Raw genomic sequence first — 22926 nt, forward strand, 5'->3', positions numbered from 1 at the left:
ATTTTTTTTTAATTATTATCTGTAAATGCCCTTTATTCTATTATGAAATTGGTTAAATAAATTGAAGCAATCTTTACTTAATTTCTCCTCTAACCCTGAAAAAGCGACAGAATCTCTTCGCAATTACGTTCAAAAGATTTTAAATAATAATCCAGATTTATCCAGAGAGGAATTGCTTCAAATTTTCAGACGTCATCTCGGGCGCATACAGACACAAATTCAATCCGAATTTGAGATATCCAAAATTCCAGGACTGAAAGCCGCCACGGAACTGGCCGAATATATTGACGGTTTAATTACCGTTATATTTGATTTTATCTATAAAACCTTACCTGCCACAGATATCGCCACACATTCCATAGCATTGGTCGCGACAGGTGGATATGGAAGAAAGGCCCTTGCCCCGTTCAGTGATATCGACCTTCTTTTTTTAACGTCTGAGCATCCCTCAAGCAATCTGCTTAATACGATTGAACAATTTTTATATTTTCTTTGGGATTTAGGGTTAAAAGTTGGTCATGCCACACGTTCCATCTCGGAATGTCTTTCAACAGCACAAAAAGACATAACCATTTTGACCACTTTACTTGATTCACGTTTTGTAAGCGGAGATCAAAAACTTTTCAACCAATTTAGTATTGAATTCAAAAGGACCCATGAAAACGTGGGTGATGTTCGTTATATTCAGGAAAAGCGTAAAGAGAAAAAAAACAGGTACAAAAAATTTGGAGAAACTCCGTATCTAGTTGAACCTAATATCAAAGAAGGTTTGGGAGGACTAAGAGACTTACAGACAATTCATTGGGAATGCCGCTATATCCTCGGGTTAAATCAGCAGGACAATATCTTCATCAATCCATATATCGGATCCTTGAATGTACTGAATGAACAAGAGGTTCGACGTTTAAGGAGAGCGCATAATTTTTTATGGACGGTTCGTTTTCAGTTGCACTATATCGCAGGACGAGCTGAAGACCGATTGACTTTTGATATGCAGCCCATCATTGGGGGGAGGATGGGATACACACGACATGGACAACAAGTCGGTGTTGAACGATTTATGCGACATTATTTTCTTACGGCCCGCGAAATAACGCGTTTAACCTATGTTATCGAGGCGGCTTTATATCTTCATGCCCAACGGCTCAAAATAACCGATTACCAAAACAATAAATTTCTTGAACATACCGGTTTTGCCCTTTTAGAAAACCAGCTTTTTCCAACGCCAAAAATTTCATTTGACAATCAACCCATTTACATGATGCGGATGCTTAAGATTGCCCAGACCCAAAAACGTGCCATTCATCCTCTGGCAATTCATCAAATGATCAGAGCGGAACGACAGACCAACCTATTACGTGGGGACAAAGAGGCTTCCCATATTTTCCTTGATCTGTTATGCGATATACCGAAATTACTTACTTCAAAGGCACGCTATAAACGTCTAAGCCAGAATAAAAATGAACGTCAGATAGCTGTTCCGTTTGACCCAGTCTCGGACGAACAATATAATTTTCATTGGCTGCAAATCCTTAATACAACAGGTGTATTGGGTCAGTTCATTCCTGAATGGCGTCATATGGTGGGACAGATGCAATTTGATACCTATCATGTATTTACCGTTGATCAACATAGTATTGAAGCTGTCAAACTTTTGGCGCTACTCGAAGCAGGATATTATCCCGAGGATTTACATTTTGCCTACAAACTCATTCAGGGATTACAGTCACGACGGGCATTATATCTTGCCACCCTTCTTCATGATTCAGGCAAAGGCAAAGGTTCAGATCATTCTGAACTTGGTTCTCAAATGGCGGTTAATATTTGTGCAAGATTGCATATGTCAGCCGATGAATCAGATACCGTTTCCTGGCTTATCCTTCATCACCTGCTTTTAAGCAGTACTGCATTTCAACGCGATATCGATGACCCAAAAACAATTTTGGATCTGGTTGATACCATTCAATCTCCAGAACGTCTTCGTTTATTATTTTTACTAACCGTTTCTGATATTCGTGCCGTTAACGATAAAGTTTGGAATGCATGGAAAGCTACCCTTTTAGTCGAACTTTACAACCGAATATCCGAGGTGTTAGAAGGAAGTCTTGCAACTGCTGAACAAGATACCCGAGTCCACCAGAGTAAAGATAGTATCACCAACCTGTTGAATAGCAAAGAATTCAATTCATGGGAAATTGATAATTTTATCAAGCTGGGATATGCCAGTTATTGGCTATCTTTTGATCAAGACACATATTTGCGCCACGCGGAAATAATTACAAAAGCGAATCAATCAAGCTCTCCCCTAACGGTCCATACCCATCCCATTCATGACCGTGGTGTCACAGAAGTCACCATCTATACACAGGATCACTCCGGTTTATTTTCAAAAATCGCAGGTGCCCTATCAATTGCTGGGGCATCCATTGTGGATGCACGAATTCACACCCTTACAAATGGCATGATTCTGGATACATTCTGGATACAAAATGCCTCCAAAGATGTTTTTGATGAACCCCACCGCCTGAAAAGAGTTGAGGAATTAATTCATTCAACTCTCGAACAGAAAACAGACATAGAACAATGCATATATAATTATTCCCATCACCTGTTATATGGAAGACGTATGCGGGCAATTCATGTCCCTCCCCGTGTTGTTATAGATAATCAGGCTTCTAACAGTTTTACCGTCATTGAAATTAATGGACGTGACCGGATTGGTTTACTTTATGATGTGACAAAGACTATTAAGGAACAAAATCTACAGATAAGTTCCGCCCATATTACAACTTATGGTATTAGAGCTGTGGATGTTTTCTATGTTAAAGACGCGTTTGGTCTAAAAATTCAAGATAAAACCAAATTATCTCTCATAAGAGACGCTATTCTTCAAAAACTATACCAAGCTGAAGAAAAAATTACTGGTCAACAATCTGAAAAATCTAAGGTAACACAGCATCAACCTCAGTCAGAAAATATCAATTTATAAATTTACTTACTTTTTTTTCCAATGCAAGTTTTACCTTATCAATAACAGCTTGCCAGCTCTCTTCCCCATTCCCCGCTTTTTCTTGTTTGAATAATGTCAAAGTTGGATACCACAAATTCTTTTTTGGTATATCGGGACTTTGATTGTACCATCGCCAGTCCCCACCATAACGGTTTAAAAGCCAGGTCTCTTTACCTAAAATACCGGCAAGATGCGCTATTACAGTATCAACTGTTATGATCAAGTCCATTTTCTGCATAATTATGGCTGTATCAAGTAAATCACCCTGTGGTAAAGTCAATATTTTATATTTATCAAGTAATTTCTGAGAAAAATTAATTTGTAAAGATTGAAAAATCACATGTTGAATTGAAAATAACGTTGATAATAATTTAAAAGATATAGACCTTATTCGGTCAAATCGATAATCCGGACTACCTGCCCAACAAATTCCAACATGAAATTTGTTTTCATGCAAAACTATTTCATTTGTTTTATCAAGAATAACTGTAGGCATAATTGGAATGAAATTAATATCTAACAAATAGGGCAAACTCATTAATCTTGCCTGGAAATCAATTGGCTGATTAATTTCCTCCCCTTTTACAATAACTTTACAAATATTATTTAATTCTTGTTGAACAATAACCAATCCAACCAATCGATATACTGGTAAAGGAACTTCCAAAATTATAGAAAGGTTTTTATCTAAATATGGTAGATACCGGATAAACTGAAGAATATCCCCCAATCCCTGTTCTGATCTTATCAGCAATGTGCCTTTTAGCACTTTCCCGTCCCAAAAAGGTATATCAGAATATTCTGGAGCAATTTCAAGTAAAGGATGACGAGATTCCATAAGTCTCCAGCCTTCTTTAAATTGACACTTAGCCAATAATATCGATGACAAATTATATTTTATTCTGTTCTGATCTTCCTCTGACAAAAAATGTAAATCATCATCATGAAACAATCTAATATACAGTTTTTCAGCCTCGTCAATCATTCCTAATTCAAAAAATAACGTACCTAAATTCAAGCCTATTTTCAGATCTGCCGGAAATTTGTCATAAACCTTCTTCAGTAACTTTAGAGATTTCAGCAATGATCCCTCTGCCATATAAACAAGGGACAAATTAACCTGACATTCTGAATTGTCATTCTGCTTATCAAATGCTTTTTCCAAATAATGTTTGGCTTCATCAATTTGATTTAATTGAAATAATATCCCCCCTAAATTAGCATAGGCACCGTAATCATCATGTTTTAAATGAATAATTTTCTTATAAACAATAACAGCTTCATCCAACAAATTTAACGCCTGCAAAACCAATGCAAGTTTGAATAGAAAATCTATTTCTCCTGGATTATTCCTGACAGATTCCTGTGCAACCGACAAAGCTGTTTCATAAAAATGCCGATCCCAATAAAAATCGATCAAATCATTCCAATAATTGAATGTCTTCTGTTGTAATTCAACCGCCTGCTTAAATGCCTGTTCGGCACGTGTATAATCATCTAAATCGTTATAAACTCTTGCTATGGCGTTTAATGCCCGATCATCGGATGGTTGTAAAATAATTGCACTTTTTAGCGCTGATTTAGCCTCATTTAAATGACCCTGACAATGCAACGCTTTCCCAAGAATTACATAATATTCAGGTTTGGAAGAAAGTTGGACGGCCCTACCTGCGAAACCTATGGATAGATCAAACCTTTTGGCCATATAAAAAACAAGTGAGCGCCCATATAATGCATCTGGTTCATCAGGATTGCTTTCTAAAATTTCAAAGAAAGCTTGATCCGCTTCTTGAAATTTTCCCTCGGATATGTAATCCATACCCAATTTTATCAACAGCTTATAATTTGTCATAAACAAATGTCACTTTATAAACAGAAGAATGGTCAAAAATTAATCAATACAAATTTTTTGGTTTAAAATTTCGTGCGTTATACATTTTTTTTATTCTATTATGAGAATAACAGTATTAAATAAGGTTTGTCTCTATCATAATCTTTGATTTTAACTTATAAATAAACAAAAATTAACTGGTAATAGAATATTCATCATGAGCATTTTAAAATATTGTTTCATTGCCCTGTCCATGATCCTGATGGTTGTGTTCGTCTCTTTTGACAAGGGTATGGCAAAGCAAAAATTAGATCAACCCTCTCTATTACCATCCAATGCGTTACAAAGCGTTGCAACTGTTAATCAATATATTCCAAATTATATTGCGGTTGATACGGAAAAAAGAATTTTTGTTCAATTTTTCAATTACAATAGAGATTCAGGCCCTTCTCTGGCAACTATAAACGCTGATAACTCAGTTACTCCATATCCGGGAGGTCAATGGAATGACTGGAACAAGACATCCAACCTTGATCCCTCAAACGCATTTGTTGGATTGTCTGGAATGACCTTAACACCTGATGGTTATCTATGGATCATTGATAATGGTATCGATAAATTCGGGAACAAGCCAAATAAAAAAGGCATTAAAATAATTAAGATAGATACAAAAACCAATAAGGTTGTTGATACCTATCCCATTCCTTCCTCTGTCATTTTGCCTAAATCGGTTTTTAATGCGTTGGCTGTCCACGACCATCATGCTTATTTTGCAGATAAAGGTGCCCCCGCCTTGATTATTATGGATTTAAACAATAATCAAGCCAGACGTGTCTTAAGCAATTCATCCAGCCTATATTCTCGACAACCCATTATCGTCAATCATAATCTTATACGTCCAAGTAGCGATCAGAATTCTTTTTTCAACGTTAACCAAATCGCAATCACCCCCGATGGGAAAAGACTTTATTATCAGGCTGTCAGTGGTCCACTTTATCGTATCGACACCATGTATCTCAATGATCCTACATATTCGGAATCCGAATTAAATGAAGCGATGATTCTATGGCTTGAAACTCCCTCTTCAGGTGGGATCACATGTGATAATGAAGGCAATCTTTATTTTACTGACATCTCCACAAACAGTATCTATCGTTTTACCCAGGGACGCATTTTAAATAAAATTGTTACGGATCCCCGCCTACAATGGCCCGCTCATCCTTTTGTTCTACAGGATAAAACCCTATATACTCCTGTAAATCAGTTTATCCATCATTCGGCACTGGATCATAATAATCATTCAACGATTAAATGGCCTTTGACGATTTACAAAATTGACCTTCCACCCTTAAAATAAACTCTATCTAAAATACAGGTTACCATGCGTTACATATCCACACGGGGACAAGCCCCAATTTTAAATTTTTCTCATACGCTCCTTACGGGTCTTGCAGAAGATGGAGGCTTATATATTCCTGAAACCTGGCCACACCTTTCCCATAATGATCTTAGAGAATTGAGAAAGCTTGATTATTCAGAACTTGCCGCAAAAATTATTGGTTTATTTACAGGGGATGATATACCTGCTCCCATCCTTTTGGATTTATGCAAACAATCCTACGCAAACTTTAACCATAAAGCAATTGTCCCCTTGGTTCAGCTCGAACACAACCTTTTTGTTCAGGAACTTTTTCATGGTCCCACCCTGGCTTTTAAAGATATGGCGATGCAGCTTTTGGGACGCCTGTTTGATTATGTTCTCAGTCAACGAGAGGAGCATATCACAATTGTAGGTGCGACGTCAGGCGATACAGGCTCTGCCGCAATAGAGGCTTTTAAGGACAGTAAATATCTTACGGTCACTATTTTACATCCCTATGGACGCACTTCAGAAGTTCAGCGTCGTCAAATGACAACCGTCCTTTCACCCAATATCAATAATATTGCCATTAAAGGTTCCTTTGATGATTGCCAGGATTTAGTCAAGTCCATGTTTGCGGACATGCCATTCCGTAAAGAAATGCATTTATCTGCCATAAATTCCATTAATTGGGGGCGTATCGCCGCACAAATTCCCTATTATATTTATGCGGCACTATGTTTAGGCGCTCCTGACCGTGAGATTTCCTTTACTGTCCCAACAGGAAATTTCGGCAATATACTTGCTGCATGGACGGCAAAGAAAATAGGACTCCCCATTAGATTTTTAGGAGTCGCCTCCAATCATAATGATATCCTAACACGCTTTTTATTAAATAATGACATGAGTATACAAGAGGTAAAACCGAGTTTATCTCCCTCAATGGATATCCAGATTTCTTCGAATTTTGAACGGTTGCTTTTTGAATTGCTTGATCGTGATGCAGCGCAATGCTGTCAAATCATGCAAAATTTCCGCAAGGATGGAAAAATGAATATTCCTGAACAATCCTGGACAAAAGCGACGCAGAATTTTAAGGGAATGTCACTGAATAATGAAGAAACGAAAAAAGCCATTACAAAAATTTTCAAAGATTCACTGTATCTTGCAGACCCACATACTGCAATCGGGATAATAACCGCACAAAAATATCTTGAAAAAGATGTCCCTATGGTAACTGTTGCAACAGCTCACCCGGCCAAATTCCCTGATGCGATAAAACAGGCAACAGGAATTCTTCCTCCACTGCCACTTGCAATGGCGGATTTATATGAAAGAAAAGAAAACTATCAAATTCTTCCTGCAGATTTACAAGCGATTGAAAATTCAGTCCGCACTGTAGCCTATCAAAATAATTTTTAATTTTAGGATAATTATGAATCAAGCCATAAATATCACACGTCTTCCTTCCGGCATGTTGATCGTGACTGAACAGATGAAACATGTAGAAACCGTTTCCATGGGAGCTTATGTTTCAGTCGGGACAAGATATGAAAAGGCTGAAGAAAATGGAATATCCCATTTTCTGGAACATATGGCTTTCAAGGGTACACACTCGCGCTCTGCATCCGTTATTGCGGAAACGGTTGAAAATGTTGGTGGACACATCAATGCCTTTACCGCCCGCGAACTTACAGCCTATTATCTTAAACTTTTAAAGGATGATGTGGAACTGGGGACAGATATTCTAGGCGATATCTTGACCCATAGTATTTTTGATGCGGAAGAATTTGAAAAAGAAAGAAGTGTTATTCTTCAGGAAATCGGTCAAGTTAATGATACACCTGATGAAATCATTTTCGATTATTTCCAGGAAACCGCTTATCCCGATCAACCAATGGGACGTCCCACTCTTGGGACAAGCAGTATTATCAGATCTTTGCAAAAAGAACATCTGCAACACTATATGAATTCACATTATAATGCGGAAAATATTATTTTCTCTGCAGCTGGTAATATTGAACACAATAAAATTGTTGCGTATGTAAACAAATATTTCAAAGACTTACCAAAAAAAAAATCAGTCTCTCCTGTTGCAGCCCTATATAAAGGTGGGGAATTCAGAAAATTAAAACACTTGGATCAGGCACATATTATTCTGGGCTTTCCATCATTTACATTCAAACATCCATGTTATTATGCCTCCATTCTTTTATCTATTATTCTCGGTGGCGGAATGTCCTCTCGTCTTTTTCAGGAAATACGAGAAAAAAGAGGGCTTGTTTACACAATCTACGCTTATAACCTTACCCATCAGGATGATGGAATATTCAGTATTTATACAGGTACTGGTAAAGAACAGGTCAAAGAATTAATGCCTGTTCTTGTACAAGAATTGAAAAATATTCAAAAATACATCAAGCCCGAAGAATTACAACGCACCAAGGCTCAATTAAAGTCTTCCCTGTTAATGTCAATGGAAAGCACTAACAGCCGTTGTGAACAACTTGCACGTCATTTACAGATTTATGGCCGGATCATTTCCCCCCAGGAAATTTCCAAACGCATTGATGCTGTCACCCTTGATGACATATGCCAAGCTGCAAAACACATTTTTACCCGTGTTCCCACGCTAACAGCACTGGGTCCTATTGAAAACGTTCCATTTCTATCAAGTATTACCGAAAGTCTTGCACAATGACAGATCATAAAGATTTTATCAAAAACCTGATTTTAAAGGCTAAAAAGGCAGGGGCGACCGATGCGGATGCAATCTATCTTGAATCTACATCCGTTGGTGTGCAGGTCAGAAATGGTCAGGTGGAAGAGCTTGAACGTTCCGAATCAAAAACAGTTGGATTAAGAGTTTTAGTTAACAAACGCGTTTCAACAGTCTCAACAACTGATTTGCAACAACAGAATATGGAAAAGCTAGTAGAGCATGCTATTTCAATGGCAAAAATATTGCCAGAGGATCCCTATGCCGAATTGCCCGCACCCTCAGAAAAAAATTATATTGAACCGCAAAAGCTAGATCTGTATGACCCTACAGAACAATCAACCAAACAGATGATTGAACAAGCCAAAGCCGTGGAAACTGCCGCAATAACCATAAAAGGAATAACAAATAGTATGGGAGGAAGCTGCAGTTATGGCAAGACAGCTATGACCTTGGCAAACAGTAAGGGTTTTTTGGGATCTTATCAACGTACCTCTCATTCGCTGGCTGTTTGTGTTCTGGCAGGAACCGGTACAGAAATGCAAAGAGATTATGACTTTCATTCCTCTGTTCATTTTCAGGATTTACAGTCCCCCAAAATCATCGGTGAAAATGCCGCCCGTAAAACGTTGGCCAAATTAAATCCTTCCAAACCCAAAACAGGTATATTATCTGTCGTTTTTCATCCTCGGGTTGCCAACAGCATTGTTTCTCATCTGGCAAGTGCATTAAATGGTCATGCAATTGCAAAAGGAACTTCTTTTTTGAAAGAGAAAATGGGACAGTTTGTTTTTCCCGAAAATATAACCATTATTGATAATCCATACAAAATAAGAGGGTTGGCATCTCGTCCTTTTGATGCTGAAGGATTGTTTCCTGAAGAATTGAAACTGGTTGATTCTGGTAAAATAGCCAATTGGTTGTTAGACAATCGTACAGCAAAACAACTCGGTCTGCAAAGCAACGGTCACGCAACCAGAGGTCCATCATCTCCACCCACACCAACGACAACCAATCTGTATATTCAGCCTGGCGAACAAACCCCCGAAGAATTGATGAAAGATATTGCAGAAGGTATTTACATAACAGAACTATTAGGTTCATCGGTCAATATTGTCACAGGTGACTATAGTCGTGGTGCCAGTGGGTTTATGATCAGAAATGGAAAAATTGCTGAACCAATTATGGAATTCACACTTGCTGGCAATCTAATGGACATGTTTTCAAAACTTCACGTCGCAAACGATCTTGATTTCAGATATACTACTAATAGTCCAACTCTACGGATTGATGAAATCAGTATTGCTGGACAATAATTTGATAACCTTAAGAGATGGATCAATAAAATGAAACGTGCGACCTTACACAGCCGTACACTGTTATTTTTATTAAGTGCTGCTTTGATTAGCCCCCCGCTCCTCATTTCTTCCTCTCATCAAGCTGAAGCAAGAGCAGGACGAGGGTTTTCCATGGGTAGCAGGGGAAGCAGAACCTTCAGCTCACCTTCCTATACTAGAATAACACCTAATGGAGGACAATCTTTTCAACGTACCATGACGAGACCTCCAGCAACTAATAATTCAGGTTTTAATGCGCGCCCTATAGCACCGTCAGCTCCAACTACGCGACAGATATCCCCCAATAACGCAACTGCTCCGCAAAGAGGAAATTTTCTTAAAGGAGTTGCCGGAGGAGTTGCCGGAGCAGCTGCCTATGATATGTTGATGGGTCATCATCAAACCAACGCCCAAACTCCTGCTGCTAATGCCAATCAAAATACTGATCAGAACATGAATCCGTCAGATCCCAATACAATGCAATCACATCCGACACCAATGTCTCAACAGACACCCAAAAAACATAATTCATCAGGATCTCTTGTATGGATTATAGTTCTTGGGCTTCTGGTATGGTTTGGTATCCGTTATTTTCGCAAAAATTCTGCCATTAATAAAGAACAAGGAAACAATAATTCAATAAATCCGATTAAGGAATATATCAAGGAATCAAATATACAACTTAATCAAAACGATTATACTGTTTTCCAACAACGACTCATCGAAATACAGGAAGCCTGGAATCATCAGGATTTGGGAATTATGCAAAAAATTGCCACTCCCGAGATGGTGTCTTATTTCAATGAGCAACTTACCGATTTGGCTAGTAAAGGTCTGCATAACAGCACTTCAAATGTACAATTTGAACAAGGGGATCTTTCCGAAGTTTGGACAGAAGGTACACGTGAATATGCTACAGTGGCTATGCGTTATTCGCTAATCGATATAACGACCGACAATAACGGAAACGTTGTAGAAGGTAATCCAAATCAGCCTGTAACTGTAACAGAACTTTGGACTTTCGTACGATCGGTTGATCATAATTGGTGGTTGTTGTCTGCCATCCAACAACAGAAATAATTTAAACTTTGATTAAGGTGATAATATATAAAATTCCACTTAATCCCAAAAATGCATAAAATAAAATTTTATTCCTTTGAATGTTACGGCGTTTTTTTTCCTGCCTTTCTTCAAGGGATATTTTTTTTTCAAAATATATCATGATTGATATTAGACACCCCATAAATCATAAATATAATGATCTATAATCAAGGCTAAAAATAAAAAGAAGAGATAAATCAAAGAAAAACGAAAAGACCATCTTGCCGCTTTATCGCTTCTTAAACTTTTTCCTGAATGATCCTGTTTTTCAAGTAAAACACAAATGGACATAAACATAAATCCGACATTCAATATCAACGCTGCCACCATATAGACGCTATGCGTGAAATGAAAATACACAGGCAATAAACTGACAATGGCCAACAAAATAGTATATATGAAAATCTGCCACCGTGTATGTCTGGCCCCTTTTACAACTGGAAGCATGGGAATACCAGCCCGTCCATAATCCTTACAAGCATATAGGGATAAAGACCAAAAATGGGGAGGTGTCCAGAAAAAAACAATCAAAAATAGTATTATTGGGAATAATTGGATCTGTCCAGTTACACTTATCCAACCTATCAAGGGTGGAAAAGCACCCGCTGCCCCACCAATAACAATATTTTGCGGGGTTGATCTTTTTAACCAAACTGTATAAATCACACTATAATAAAATATTGAAAACGCCAGTATAAAACTTGCAAAAAAATTTGTAGCCAGAAACATAAGGATGACAGAGATAATGGATACAGTTACCCCATAAATCAAAGCATCTGAAGATTGAACCCTCCCCGAGGGCAAAGGACGGGTTATAGTCCTGTTCATAACACGATCAATATCCTGATCGTACCACATGTTAATGGCACCAGCACCTCCTGACGCAAGACAAATACAAATAATACTTATCAAAGAAATAAAAGGGTTTGCATATCCAGGTGCCAAAATAATGCCGACAATTCCTGTAAAAACAACCAAAGAAATAACCCTCGGTTTTAACAGAAGGAACCAATCCCTGACATTGCTTCCAACAATTAGTGGGTCGAAGCGTATACGCTGGTTGACAGCATTATTCTCAATCTGAATTTTACTCATCTGTTTTGCTTGTTTGCAGTAAACATGGGAGAAGGCAATTTCCATTCATTCGTGATTGCACCTTTACCCCAATAATTGGCTACAGGTTTAACCACGTTATAAAATATGGCATTGATAATCACACCCTGAAAAACAAATATGGATAGTCCCATAAATATGTCACCCCAAAAAACTGTGTTTCTACCTAATGGGATTATTTTCAATGTCAGAACAATTCCAATCATTGTAATCACAAAATGTGAAATTCCCATTGATTCTGAATATTGTTTTCCAAAAATTTTACCCATCCAAAAATAAAACCCTGCAAAAATTGATAATATAATTGCATAAGTTAGAGTTGAATGAATCTGATTTATTCCTTGAATTAATCCTTTATATGGCCAAGCAAAAAGTAAAAGGAACAAGCAACCCAACGACCATAACATAGGCGTTGATATGTTTTTTAAGCCTGTTTTAAACAAGTTCAATGCAAAAATACTTAAAACACATATCAATCCATATAAACCAACAGCAAATATAGTTTCGATGTTCACAAATGAATCTGTCTGAAAGTAGACTTCTGTAAATATGGATTTATTCCAAAATAAAAATAATAGAAGAGAGAATGCTGTTGTAATGCCAATTAATAAAATTTTATCCGATTTGATTCTGTTTTCCGAGATTGTCTGAAAAATATGAAATAAGATACCAAATGATGGCAAGATTAAAACTACAACCATGGGAAAAACGAAATTTTTTACAGTTTGTGAAATCGCCCAATCCAACTGCATATTATAATTGAAATAATCTCGTGTTAATATTCCCAATAATATTGATCCCACTCCCAATAAAAAACTCGCACTTATAACATGCATCCAGGCAAATAGGGGAATTGAGTAATATTTAATATCCTGCCCACGATTATTAATAAAAGTAACAAGGACATTAATTGAAAATAAAACCGCACCAATTGACCAAAATACCAGGCTTATCAAGCTCATCAATCCAGTTTCTGAATTAAAAAAGGAAAAAAAATTAAAGAAAAATCCCGTCCATAATAAAATGATAGAAAGGATATTGACTAATGGAAACGCAAAATTTCTACTTCCAATTAAAACAGGAAAGAACCATGAACCGAAGGCTACCATTAATGCTGGCTGTAAGACAAAAAAAACCATCATTCTGGCATGAGTCTGGAAAATGTTAATGGTGGCAGTTTTGTCATGAATTTGAAATAATAAAGGTAGAAATTCATTCAGTTGGTAATATAAAGCGGTGATCCCTCCACTTAATCCTGCCAAGATAGCCAAAATAATGGCACTCATTCCTACTTTATAATTGATTTTCATTAATAATTTTCCACAAATATACTTTTTTTAGATTATATCTATCTTTCAAAACTAACCAAAGTAAATAATCCTAAAGGCGGAACCGAATTTACTTCAGCCCTTTTTAACACTTCTGGTGGTAACAAGGACTGAATGGCAAAATCGGGATGCCAACCCAATGCCTTGGAGGCAGGAGCCATAATTCGTTCAACATATGACCGGAGTCCTTTTTGAGCTATAAAATGATTCACAAAAAGAATATGCCCACCAGGCTTCACTACACGTTGTAATTCCTTAAACAATCGGTCTGGATGAGGCACAACCGAGGCAACAAACATGCCGACCGCAATGTCAAAAGAATCCGTTTCAAAAGTCGTTGCTTCAGCATCCATTTCCAACAATGCATCAACATTATCGATTTTTTCTTTTTTCACACGCTGTTTGGCCTTTTCCAGCATATCGGTTGAAAGGTCAATACCCGTCACTCTTTTATCATTATGATAAGAAGGTAAAGCTAGGCCAGTTCCGACACCCACCTCTAATATTTTTTTCCCCGGTAAAGAATTAACCTTTTCAACGGCACATCGTCGGCCAAATGAAGAAACTGTACCAAAAACAGTATCATAAACCTTGGCCCAGCGACGATAGGCAAGCTTAACTGCATCTGCATTTAAGGCAGTATGAGGTAAAGGAGACACGCTATTGCTCCAAATTTGGTGAAATAACAAAATAATACAAAAATAACACCTTATAATCCAATTTCACAAAAATAGAAATTTTTTTTATTTATCTTAAAATTAAAGTATTATTTTTTATAATTTTTCTTTGGATAATCAAAATTCATCGAACACTCTTTATTGTTTCCCGAATTATGTCTATACTCCATTTTGTTAACAAATTAAATAAAATATAATTAGGACTTAAGCGTTAAAATGTTAATGACAATTGTGGTATGGATCCTCGCGATTGGATCAATCATACTATGGAGCTATAATTTTACTTACCTAAAACATCGTGAAATATACGAGTGGTTTGATAACAAATTTGGCAAGGATGACCCGATACCGCCAATGCCTTCAAAATCGAATTCTGATCAATCCAGTGATAACAAAGAAAAATAATCTTTAATTCTTTTTCATTATAGATAGGATTCAATAACATTCCAGATACAAGCGGCAGAATTCATTTGATTAAAACGGTCCAGCTCTTGTAACCCTGTTGGTGAGGTGACATTAATTTCAGTAAGGTAATCCCCCAATACATCTATCCCAACAAAAATCAACCCCTGCTCTTTCAGGGTTTTACCTATTTTAGAGCAAATATAAAGATCCCGTTCAGTTAATTGAGTTTTCTCCGCCACTCCCCCAACATGCATATTGGATCGCATATCTCCTTTTTGCGGAACTCGATTGATTGCACCGATAGGTTCCCCATCAACTAAAATAATCCTTTTGTCTCCCCTTTTAACGGAAGGCTCGTAACGTTGCACCATCAGGGGTTCATTGGATATTGAAAACTGCATTTCTAACAATGCATTAAAATTCTCATCCTCATCCTGAATGCGGAAAACGCCTACACCCCCATTCCCGAACAACGGTTTAACAACAATATCTTTGTATTCCTCCCTAAACATCCGAATTGTTTCGACATCACGAGAAACAAGCGTGGGAGGCATTAATTCAGGCCAAAATGTAGCCATTAATTTTTCCGGTGAATTTCGAACGGATTTTGGATTATTTACAACAAATACCTTGTCCTTGCCCACACCATGAATACGTTCCAGAATATGTGTGGCAGTAATATATCCCATATCAAAAGGTGGATCCTGGCGCATCAACAGCACGTCAAAATCTGCCAGATTCACGGTTTCCACTTCTCCAAATTTTACATGATCACCTGTAACCTTTTGAATATTAACTTTTCGACCTCGTGCTGTTACATACTTACTTTTTTCATTATTGAACAAACTTAAGCTATTTACAGAATAAACAAAAAGTGAATAACCACGAGCCTGTGCCTCGAGCATCAATGCAAATGTTGAATCTCCATGAATATTTATCTTTTCCAAAGGATCCATTTGTACCGCGATTTTTAACATTTTTAAATATCCATTCTATTCTGACTCTGCATCATAAGTGATTTCTAAAATTTCAAGGTATTTTTCACCAACAGGGGTTTGCAACCTTATTTCATCCCCTACTCTAGCACGCATTAATGCCCTAGCTACAGGGGATACTAGACTTATTTGCCCTTTTTCCGTGATTGCTTCATCTGTTCCAACAATAGTAACCCTATGCTCACAATCATCCTCGGTTAAATAGCGCACTGTAGCACCAAAAAAAACCCGATCTTTTCCCTGTTGATCAATGGGGTTTACAATTTGTGCGTTCTCTAACCGTTTGGATAAAAATCGAACCCGACGATCAATCTCACGCAATCTTTTTTTTCCATAAAGATAATCTCCATTTTCAGATCGATCTCCATTACCGGCTGCCCATGAAACAATCTCCACTATTTTTGGACGCTCTTCATGCAATAGTTGCAATAATTCCTTTTTCAAACGTGTATAACCCCAAGGGGTGATATAAGGTAAAGACATATAAACAAACCTAAATTATAAAATAATCCCTATATTCCCATAAAGGAATAGAATATCCTGCCTTTTAAAATTTGCCCCGGTTTTAAGATAAACAAGCCGCGATCCGAAATTTCTGGCATATTGATTGCATTATTCATGTTAGTTGCCGGTTCCATAGTAAAAAAAGATTGGTCTGGTGGGGTATATACAACAAAATGCCGAAAAATAACGCTGGCAGAAACCGTTAAGAAACTATTACTATATTTCCAGCGGATAAACGCTTCGCGATCCCAGTTCACATAACAATTATCCAGAAAATCGTCTTGTTTCAAAATACGCATTTGATCAAAGTTCCATTGATCTTCGTTCAACATGCGACCCTCTGGCAATCCATCCGGACCATTGTTCCATACAGACGGTGCCGAAAAACCGATTTCAACAAGATTTCTTCTTGGCAAATAGGGATGAAAGCCCATCCCGATAGGTTGTTTGCAAATATCAGTATTTTTACATGACATTTGTATAAACAATCCACTTTCATAAACACAATATCTCAACCTAGCAAAATATGCATAGGGCCATTCCTTTTGAGATCCCTTATCCGGATTATAATTCAAAGTTAAAACAACACTATTTTCCGTAAAGGATTCAAGATCCCAAGACCTTTGCCATGCATTACCATGAATGGAATCCTTTCCGTTCGACGCATTGGGGGTTAATTGATAAACACTGTTATTGAATTTAAATTTACCGTTTGCAATACGATTAGAATAAGGCAACATTGGATAGGCTGCAATAATCTGGTCAGAATGTCTCGTCAAGGGCGAACGCTCGACTGGATAAAAAATCAATAAATCTTTTCTCAACCAATATGCTATGGCTCCACCCAAAGAAGGATATATGCCAATTCTATTATTTCCCGCCTTAATTTCTAGCATCCTGCATCCCTATTTAATGTTTCTTTGATCTTTGATGCCTCGATGGACTATAGCCTCCCCCACCAGGTCCAAGAGGTCTTGGTTTAAAATTGCTTTTTAGGATTCTCCCCTCTTCTCTGGTACGAATTGTCGGTTCAATATCAGAAATTAATCCCATATCTAAATCTTCCAATCTCTTTATTTCATCTCGTATACGAGCAGCCTCTTCAAACTCAAGATTGGTGGCAGCGTTACGCATTTCCTTTTCCAATTCTGCTATGGTTCCTTTCAGGTCCTTCCCTACCAGAGAATGAATATCAGAAAATTCTGTTGGGGAAACCGTTACATAATCCTGTTCATAAACAGAAGCAATGATCTCTCCAATTTTCTTTTTTACCGTTGCTGGCGTAATATTATGATCTTCATTCCATTGTGTCTGTTTTTCACGACGTCTTGCAGTTTCTTCGATCGCATATTTTAAACTGTCCGTCATTTTATCCGCATATAATAAAACACGCCCATCAACATTTCTTGCTGCCCGTCCAATCGTCTGTATCAAAGAGGTTCTTGACCTTAAAAATCCTTCTTTGTCAGCATCAAGAATGGCCACCAATTGACACTCTGGTATATCCAGACCCTCCCTTAGAAGATTAATCCCTACCAGGACATCTATCACACCCAAACGCAAATCCCTTATAATCTCTATACGCTCCAAAGTATCGATATCTGAATGAAGATAACGAACCTTTATATCAGCTTCACTCATATAATCAGTTAATTTTTCAGCCCATTTTTTGGTTAGAGTTGTAACAAGAACACGCCCACCCTTCTTGATGACCTTATTTGCCTCGGATAATAAATCATCCACTTGCAATTCAATTGGTCTTATATCAGTAACAGGATCAGTCAAACCGGTTGGACGTATGACCTGTTCAATAAACACGCCTCCTGTTTTCTCTAACTCCCAGGGACCTGGTGTCGCACTGACAAAAATGCTCTGGGGACGATAACAATCCCATTCCGCAAAATTAAGTGGCCTATTGTCCATACAAGAAGGGAGTCGAAAACCAAAATCCGAAAGCGTTTTTTTACGTGCATAATCCCCCCGTTCCATTCCTCCTATCTGAGGTACGCTTACATGACTTTCATCCACGATAAGCAAGGCATCTTCTGGCAGATATTCAAAAAGAGTAGGTGGAGGTTCACCGGGATTGCGTCCTGAAAGATAACGGGAATAATTCTCAATACCCTTACACAATCCTGTTGTTTCGATCATTTCAAGATCAAAAGTTGTACGCTGTTGAATACGTTCGGCCTCCAACAATTTGCCTTCAGCTACAAATTGATCAATTCTTTCCTTCAACTCAACCTTGATATTTTTAATTGCCTGATTCAAGGTTGGTCTTGGCGTAACAAAATGACTATTGGCATAAATAGTTATTGACTTTAAATTTGCTGTATTAACCCCGGTCAAAGGATCAAATTCGTTAATTGATTCAACCTCATCCCCAAAGAGCTGAATTCTCCAAGCACGATCAGCGTTTTGAACAGGAAAAATATCTATTGTTTCGCCTCTTACACGAAACGTTCCCCGCTGAAAGGCCATATCATTTCTACGATATTGCTGTTCTACCAAAGCTTTTAGCAAATCCTCACGATTTAACACTCCACCTTCCTCAACCCGCACAACCATATGAGAATAGGTTTCTGGAGATCCAATACCGTAAATACAGGAAACAGAACCAACTATAATAACATCATTACGTTCTAGTAAAGCCTGTGTAGCCGCATGTCGCATACGGTCAATCTGTTCATTGATCTGACTATCTTTTTCTATATAAGTGTCAGATCGAGGCACATAGGCTTCCGGTTGATAATAATCATAATAACTGACAAAATATTCAACCGCATTATTTGGAAAAAATTCTTTCATTTCTCCATAAAGCTGCGCTGCAAGCGTTTTATTGGGTGCTAAAATCAAGGTTGGTTTTTGCACGGCCTCAATAACCTTGGCCATGGTAAAAGTTTTGCCTGAACCTGTTACACCCAATAAGACCTGGTCACGATCTCCAGCCTCAATTCCATCAGTAAGTTGTTTGATGGCGTTTGGCTGATCTCCTGAGGGCTGAAATTGCGATACAATTTCCAACCTGTTCATTTTCGGCTTTGCCGGAATCTTTTCTGGATGAAAAATGACAGTTCCGCTTCTTTTTGGTTTTTTCATGGAAATTATCTGATTTTGTTATGATTTCTATATTTGATTTAAGATTAAGACTTTGTATTTGCTATATTATATAGCATAATAAATGGGCTACTAAAATGAACAATCCCAGTTCATAGATCAAAAAAACAAATGTCTGTTTTCATCGCCTGAAATATTCGATAAAATCCATTTATATAAAAGATCATTCATTTAAATCAAACAGAGATACAATGTCTAATTCATCTTGTCACACCAATCAACCGAATCATAATACACTAAAATCCGAAAAGAAAAAATCGGATCAACTTCCTTCTTGGGACCTGACAGATTTGTACCCATCACCCGATTGTCAAGAATTAAAGAATGATCTGCAAAAAGCTCAAACCCTCATCACACAATTTTCAGAAAAATGGAAGGGAAATTTATCCCAGACATCAAGTCAGGAATTAAACCAGGCTCTTAAAAGTTATGAAATAATCAATGAAATATTGGGAAGAATTGGATCTTATGCTCAACTGATTTTCGCAACTGATTCGACCAATCTTCAAAATACCAAATTTTATCAGGATATCCATGAAAAAATAACTGGATTAAGCACGCAGTTTCTTTTCTTTACCTTGGAATTGAACCAGCTTAGCGAGGAAAATGTCAAGAATAAAATGCAAGACAACGAATTACTGCAGTGGAAACCGTTTCTTGATAAAATCCGTATATTACGCCCTTATCAGTTAAGTAATGAAATCGAAAAGCTTTTCCATGAAAAAGCAGTTACGGGAGCCAATGCATGGTCAAGATTATATGACGAAACATTGGCGACCCTGGAAATCCCCTTAAAAGATAAAACCGTTTCTTTAGGTGAGGCTTTGAATAAATTATCATCTTCACAGGCAAAAGAAAGAAAAGATGCAGCCCAGGGATTGAGTTCGGTATTTTCGAAAAATCTGAGACTTTTCTCGATTATTACAAATACGTTGGTAAAGGATAAGCAAATCTCTGACCAATGGCGTGGTTTTTCCCGTCCAGACTCACAACGAAATTGTGATAACCAGATTGAAGACAGTGTCGTTGATGCGCTGGTTACCGCTGTTACCAATAATTATCAAAATCTGTCACACCGCTACTATCTTTTAAAAGCAAAATGGCTGGGTGTGGACAAATTACATCATTGGGATCGTAATGCTCCCTTACCGGAAGATCATGATCAACCTATACGCTGGAGAGACGCGAAGACAATCGTTTATCAAGCGTATCATGAATTTGATCCTCGGCTGGGCAAAATGATTGATCAGTTTTTACATAGTCCATGGATTGATGCCACACTACGTACCGGGAAATCCTCTGGTGCCTTTGCCCATCCCACTGTTCCATCGGTTCATCCCTATATTCTTCTTAATTACCATGGTCGCAGCCGAGATGTCATGACATTGGCCCATGAGCTGGGGCACGGGATTCACCAGATTCTTGCTGCAAAACAGGGATATATTCTATCTGATACACCGCTGACCCTTGCTGAAACAGCCAGTGTATTCGGAGAAATGCTGACTTTCCAGAGCCTTTTAAAAAATCAAACAGATCCCAGACATCGTCATATTCTCTTAAGCCGTAAGGTTGAGGATATGTTAAACACAGTAGTAAGACAAATTGCATTTTATCAATTTGAACGCAAGGTTCACGAAGCCAGACATGAGAACGAGCTTTTACCTGAACAAATTGGTCAGTTCTGGCTTGAAACGCAACAAAAAAGCCTTGGTCCAGCTTTTGAATTTACACCAGACTATAATACATATTGGACATATATACCGCATTTCATCCATACACCTTTTTATGTTTATGCCTATGCGTTTGGTGATTGTTTGGTAAATGCACTCTATAATGTCTATCAGGAAGGGTTTCCCGACTTCCAGGACCTTTATATTGAAATGCTGAAGGCGGGTGGAACAAAAAGTCATAAAGAACTTTTGGCGCCTTTTGGATTGGATGCCTCTGATCCAGCCTTTTGGCAAAAAGGATTAAATGTAATCAATGATTTCATAGATGAACTGGAACAAATTTAGATGGTGCATAATAACGATAATCTTGATAAAACCAGTTTATTCAGTGGAATGAAACGTATGGTCAATTCTACCCGGGCGGTGGGGGGAATTGCCGCACGGTTGGCTGGTGAAAAAATGGGAATACCGATTAACAAAGCTTCCCATGCAGAAGAGTTGAAAAACATTCTTGGGAATCTCAAGGGCCCCATGATGAAGGTGGCGCAATTAATCAGTACCATTCCCAATATCCTGCCTGATGAATATGCCGATGAATTGGCACAGTTACAATCAAATGCCCCTCCGATGGGATGGTCTTTCGTCCGTCGTCGCATGAGGGGAGAATTGGGTCCGAACTGGGAAACCGCTTTTGACGAATTTTCACATGAAGCTGTCGCCGCAGCCAGTCTTGGTCAAGTCCACAAGGCAAAATTGCACGATGGAAGGGAAGTTGCCTGTAAATTACAATATCCCGACATGATTAGCACTGTTGAATCAGACCTCAAGCAACTTCGTCTATTAATTGCTTTATACCATCGATTGGACAATGCAATTAAACAGGATGAGGTTTACAAAGAACTTGTTACACGTTTACAGGAAGAGCTGGATTATAAAAGAGAAGCGGCCAATTTAAGACTTTTCTCCTATATGCTCAAAAATAATGACACAACAGTTATACCAAATGTAATTGAAAATCTTTCCACTGAACGTCTTATAACCATGGATTGGATAGAGGGAAAGAATCTAAGATCCCTGATCACACCTGAATTAGATCAGGCTCATAGGAACAATATTGCCCGCGCACTCTTTAAAGCCTGGTATATTCCTTTTTATCAATATGGTGTCATTCATGGTGACCCGCATATGGGAAATTTTCTTATCAATCATCAAAATCAACTGTGTCTTCTTGATTTCGGTTCGATACGAATTTTTCAGGGTAAATTTGTCAAGGGTGTTATTGATCTTTGCCGTGCCGTAGAAACTAACAATGAGGAATTAGCCTATCAGGCCTATACCTCATGGGGATTTAAAAATATTTCCAAAGAGACAATGACTGTTCTAAATGAATGGGCAAGTTTTCTCTATGCCCCCCTTACCCAGGATAAAGACCGTTATATACAAGATGATACAGATCCGGATTTGGGACGTAAATTGGCCAATAAAGTACATAAAGGGCTTCAACAGGCTGGGGGAGTGACACCACCACGAGAATTTGTTCTGGTTGATCGTTCTGCGATAGGACTTGGAAGTTTATTTACAAGATTAAATGCAAAACTAAACTGGCATCAATTATTTCAGGAAATCATTGCAGATTTTGATGTTGACAAACTGGATCAAGAACAAGAAAAGGCAATAGAATTGGCCCGTGTTCCTCCCCCTTTGGAATAAAATAACGGCTACAGTGATTTAGTATGGAAAATTTGCTAGATTACTGTAG

17 protein-coding genes are annotated in these 22926 nt (G+C 37.9%); 9 read left to right on the top strand and 8 right to left on the bottom strand.

What is annotated here, in order from left to right; all coding sequences use genetic code 11:
- Positions 1 to 61 precede the first annotated feature (61 nt).
- Positions 62 to 2989 (top strand): [protein-PII] uridylyltransferase, encoded by a 2928-nt coding sequence (locus GN303_RS05705; protein ID WP_110438217.1) that lies wholly within the window; start codon positions 62 to 64, stop codon positions 2987 to 2989.
- Here the strand turns inward: GN303_RS05705 and GN303_RS05710 are convergent.
- The gene (locus tag GN303_RS05710) at positions 2979 to 4862 is read right to left on the bottom strand and encodes a tetratricopeptide repeat protein (RefSeq protein WP_110438218.1); all 1884 of its coding nucleotides are present in this window, start codon (positions 4860 to 4862) and stop codon (positions 2979 to 2981) included. The two genes, GN303_RS05705 and GN303_RS05710, sit on opposite strands and share 11 nt — an antisense overlap.
- A 196-nt stretch (positions 4863 to 5058) precedes the next feature.
- Between GN303_RS05710 and GN303_RS05715 the strand changes: the two genes are divergently transcribed.
- From GN303_RS05715 to GN303_RS05735, 5 genes are read left to right on the top strand one after another with little or no spacing between them, the layout of a single operon-like run.
- Complete coding sequence (locus tag GN303_RS05715) at positions 5059 to 6198, top strand: L-dopachrome tautomerase-related protein (protein ID WP_110438219.1); 1140 nt, start codon at positions 5059 to 5061, stop codon at positions 6196 to 6198.
- 24 nt (positions 6199 to 6222) lie between these two features.
- A complete protein-coding gene (thrC, locus tag GN303_RS05720) occupies positions 6223 to 7623 on the top strand; it encodes a threonine synthase (RefSeq protein WP_110438220.1) in 1401 nt (466 codons plus the stop codon).
- A gap of 13 nt (positions 7624 to 7636) precedes the next feature.
- Positions 7637 to 8902, top strand: a complete 1266-nt coding sequence (locus GN303_RS05725) for a M16 family metallopeptidase (protein WP_110438221.1) — start codon at positions 7637 to 7639, stop codon at positions 8900 to 8902.
- Complete coding sequence (locus GN303_RS05730; protein WP_110438222.1) at positions 8899 to 10236, top strand: TldD/PmbA family protein; 1338 nt, start codon at positions 8899 to 8901, stop codon at positions 10234 to 10236. The genes GN303_RS05725 and GN303_RS05730 overlap by 4 nt, the downstream gene beginning before the upstream one ends.
- A gap of 30 nt (positions 10237 to 10266) precedes the next feature.
- The gene (locus GN303_RS05735; protein WP_231504007.1) at positions 10267 to 11337 is read left to right on the top strand and encodes a Tim44 domain-containing protein; all 1071 of its coding nucleotides are present in this window, start codon (positions 10267 to 10269) and stop codon (positions 11335 to 11337) included.
- Positions 11338 to 11487: 150 nt separating this feature from the next.
- On the opposite strand, the gene GN303_RS05740 is transcribed toward GN303_RS05735, so the two are convergent.
- From GN303_RS05740 to GN303_RS05750, 3 genes are read right to left on the bottom strand one after another with little or no spacing between them, the layout of a single operon-like run.
- A complete protein-coding gene (locus GN303_RS05740; RefSeq protein ID WP_110438223.1) occupies positions 11488 to 12453 on the bottom strand; it encodes a heme o synthase in 966 nt (321 codons plus the stop codon).
- Positions 12450 to 13781: a cbb3-type cytochrome c oxidase subunit I gene (locus tag GN303_RS05745; protein ID WP_110438224.1), complete on the bottom strand. Its 1332-nt coding sequence runs from the start codon at positions 13779 to 13781 to the stop codon at positions 12450 to 12452. The genes GN303_RS05740 and GN303_RS05745 overlap by 4 nt, the downstream gene beginning before the upstream one ends.
- 38 nt (positions 13782 to 13819) lie before the next feature.
- The gene (locus GN303_RS05750; protein WP_370552722.1) at positions 13820 to 14494 is read right to left on the bottom strand and encodes a class I SAM-dependent methyltransferase; all 675 of its coding nucleotides are present in this window, start codon (positions 14492 to 14494) and stop codon (positions 13820 to 13822) included.
- Between the two features lie 204 nt (positions 14495 to 14698).
- Here GN303_RS05750 and GN303_RS05755 point away from each other — a divergent pair, with 204 nt between their 5' ends.
- Positions 14699 to 14881 (top strand): hypothetical protein, encoded by a 183-nt coding sequence (locus tag GN303_RS05755; RefSeq protein ID WP_146206645.1) that lies wholly within the window; start codon positions 14699 to 14701, stop codon positions 14879 to 14881.
- A gap of 17 nt (positions 14882 to 14898) precedes the next feature.
- Here the strand turns inward: GN303_RS05755 and gshB are convergent, their stop codons facing one another.
- Genes gshB through uvrB form a run of 4 tightly spaced genes read right to left on the bottom strand, consistent with a single transcriptional unit; the run spans position 14899 to position 19479 of the window.
- Positions 14899 to 15858, bottom strand: coding sequence for a glutathione synthase (gene gshB / locus GN303_RS05760; protein ID WP_110438226.1), 960 nt, complete (start codon positions 15856 to 15858; stop codon positions 14899 to 14901).
- Between the two features lie 15 nt (positions 15859 to 15873).
- Positions 15874 to 16359 carry a transcription elongation factor GreB gene (gene greB, locus GN303_RS05765; protein ID WP_110438227.1) on the bottom strand — a complete coding sequence of 162 codons (486 nt, stop codon included), beginning with the start codon at positions 16357 to 16359 and terminating at the stop codon, positions 15874 to 15876.
- Positions 16360 to 16388: 29 nt separating this feature from the next.
- Positions 16389 to 17276: an aldose 1-epimerase gene (locus GN303_RS05770; RefSeq protein WP_110438228.1), complete on the bottom strand. Its 888-nt coding sequence runs from the start codon at positions 17274 to 17276 to the stop codon at positions 16389 to 16391.
- A gap of 13 nt (positions 17277 to 17289) precedes the next feature.
- Positions 17290 to 19479 (bottom strand): excinuclease ABC subunit UvrB, encoded by a 2190-nt coding sequence (gene uvrB, locus GN303_RS05775; protein ID WP_110438229.1) that lies wholly within the window; start codon positions 19477 to 19479, stop codon positions 17290 to 17292.
- Between the two features lie 209 nt (positions 19480 to 19688).
- On the opposite strand from uvrB, the gene GN303_RS05780 reads away from it, so the two are divergent.
- Both GN303_RS05780 and GN303_RS05785 read left to right on the top strand, forming a co-directional pair.
- Positions 19689 to 21512 carry a M3 family oligoendopeptidase gene (locus tag GN303_RS05780; RefSeq protein WP_110438230.1) on the top strand — a complete coding sequence of 608 codons (1824 nt, stop codon included), beginning with the start codon at positions 19689 to 19691 and terminating at the stop codon, positions 21510 to 21512.
- Complete coding sequence (locus GN303_RS05785; RefSeq protein ID WP_110438231.1) at positions 21513 to 22877, top strand: ABC1 kinase family protein; 1365 nt, start codon at positions 21513 to 21515, stop codon at positions 22875 to 22877.
- Positions 22878 to 22926: the final 49 nt, after the last annotated feature.

Source organism: Commensalibacter melissae (assembly GCF_009734185.1).
GTDB lineage: Bacteria > Pseudomonadota > Alphaproteobacteria > Acetobacterales > Acetobacteraceae > Commensalibacter > Commensalibacter melissae.

Excerpts from the sequence above, each read along its gene's own strand:
- GN303_RS05780 (WP_110438230.1), top strand. The coding sequence starts at position 19,689 with ATGTCTAATTCATCTTGTCACACCAATCAACCGAATCATAATACACTA.
- GN303_RS05730 (WP_110438222.1), top strand. The coding sequence starts at position 8,899 with ATGACAGATCATAAAGATTTTATCAAAAACCTGATTTTAAAGGCTAAA.
- thrC (WP_110438220.1), top strand. The coding sequence starts at position 6,223 with ATGCGTTACATATCCACACGGGGACAAGCCCCAATTTTAAATTTTTCT.
- GN303_RS05770 (WP_110438228.1), bottom strand. The coding sequence starts at position 17,276 with ATGCTAGAAATTAAGGCGGGAAATAATAGAATTGGCATATATCCTTCT.
- GN303_RS05740 (WP_110438223.1), bottom strand. The coding sequence starts at position 12,453 with ATGAGTAAAATTCAGATTGAGAATAATGCTGTCAACCAGCGTATACGC.
- GN303_RS05715 (WP_110438219.1), top strand. The coding sequence starts at position 5,059 with ATGAGCATTTTAAAATATTGTTTCATTGCCCTGTCCATGATCCTGATG.
- greB (WP_110438227.1), bottom strand. The coding sequence starts at position 16,359 with ATGTCTTTACCTTATATCACCCCTTGGGGTTATACACGTTTGAAAAAG.
- gshB (WP_110438226.1), bottom strand. The coding sequence starts at position 15,858 with ATGTTAAAAATCGCGGTACAAATGGATCCTTTGGAAAAGATAAATATT.
- GN303_RS05710 (WP_110438218.1), bottom strand. The coding sequence starts at position 4,862 with ATGACAAATTATAAGCTGTTGATAAAATTGGGTATGGATTACATATCC.
- uvrB (WP_110438229.1), bottom strand. The coding sequence starts at position 19,479 with ATGAAAAAACCAAAAAGAAGCGGAACTGTCATTTTTCATCCAGAAAAG.
- GN303_RS05755 (WP_146206645.1), top strand. The coding sequence starts at position 14,699 with ATGACAATTGTGGTATGGATCCTCGCGATTGGATCAATCATACTATGG.
- GN303_RS05725 (WP_110438221.1), top strand. The coding sequence starts at position 7,637 with ATGAATCAAGCCATAAATATCACACGTCTTCCTTCCGGCATGTTGATC.
- GN303_RS05785 (WP_110438231.1), top strand. The coding sequence starts at position 21,513 with ATGGTGCATAATAACGATAATCTTGATAAAACCAGTTTATTCAGTGGA.
- GN303_RS05735 (WP_231504007.1), top strand. The coding sequence starts at position 10,267 with ATGAAACGTGCGACCTTACACAGCCGTACACTGTTATTTTTATTAAGT.
- GN303_RS05745 (WP_110438224.1), bottom strand. The coding sequence starts at position 13,781 with ATGAAAATCAATTATAAAGTAGGAATGAGTGCCATTATTTTGGCTATC.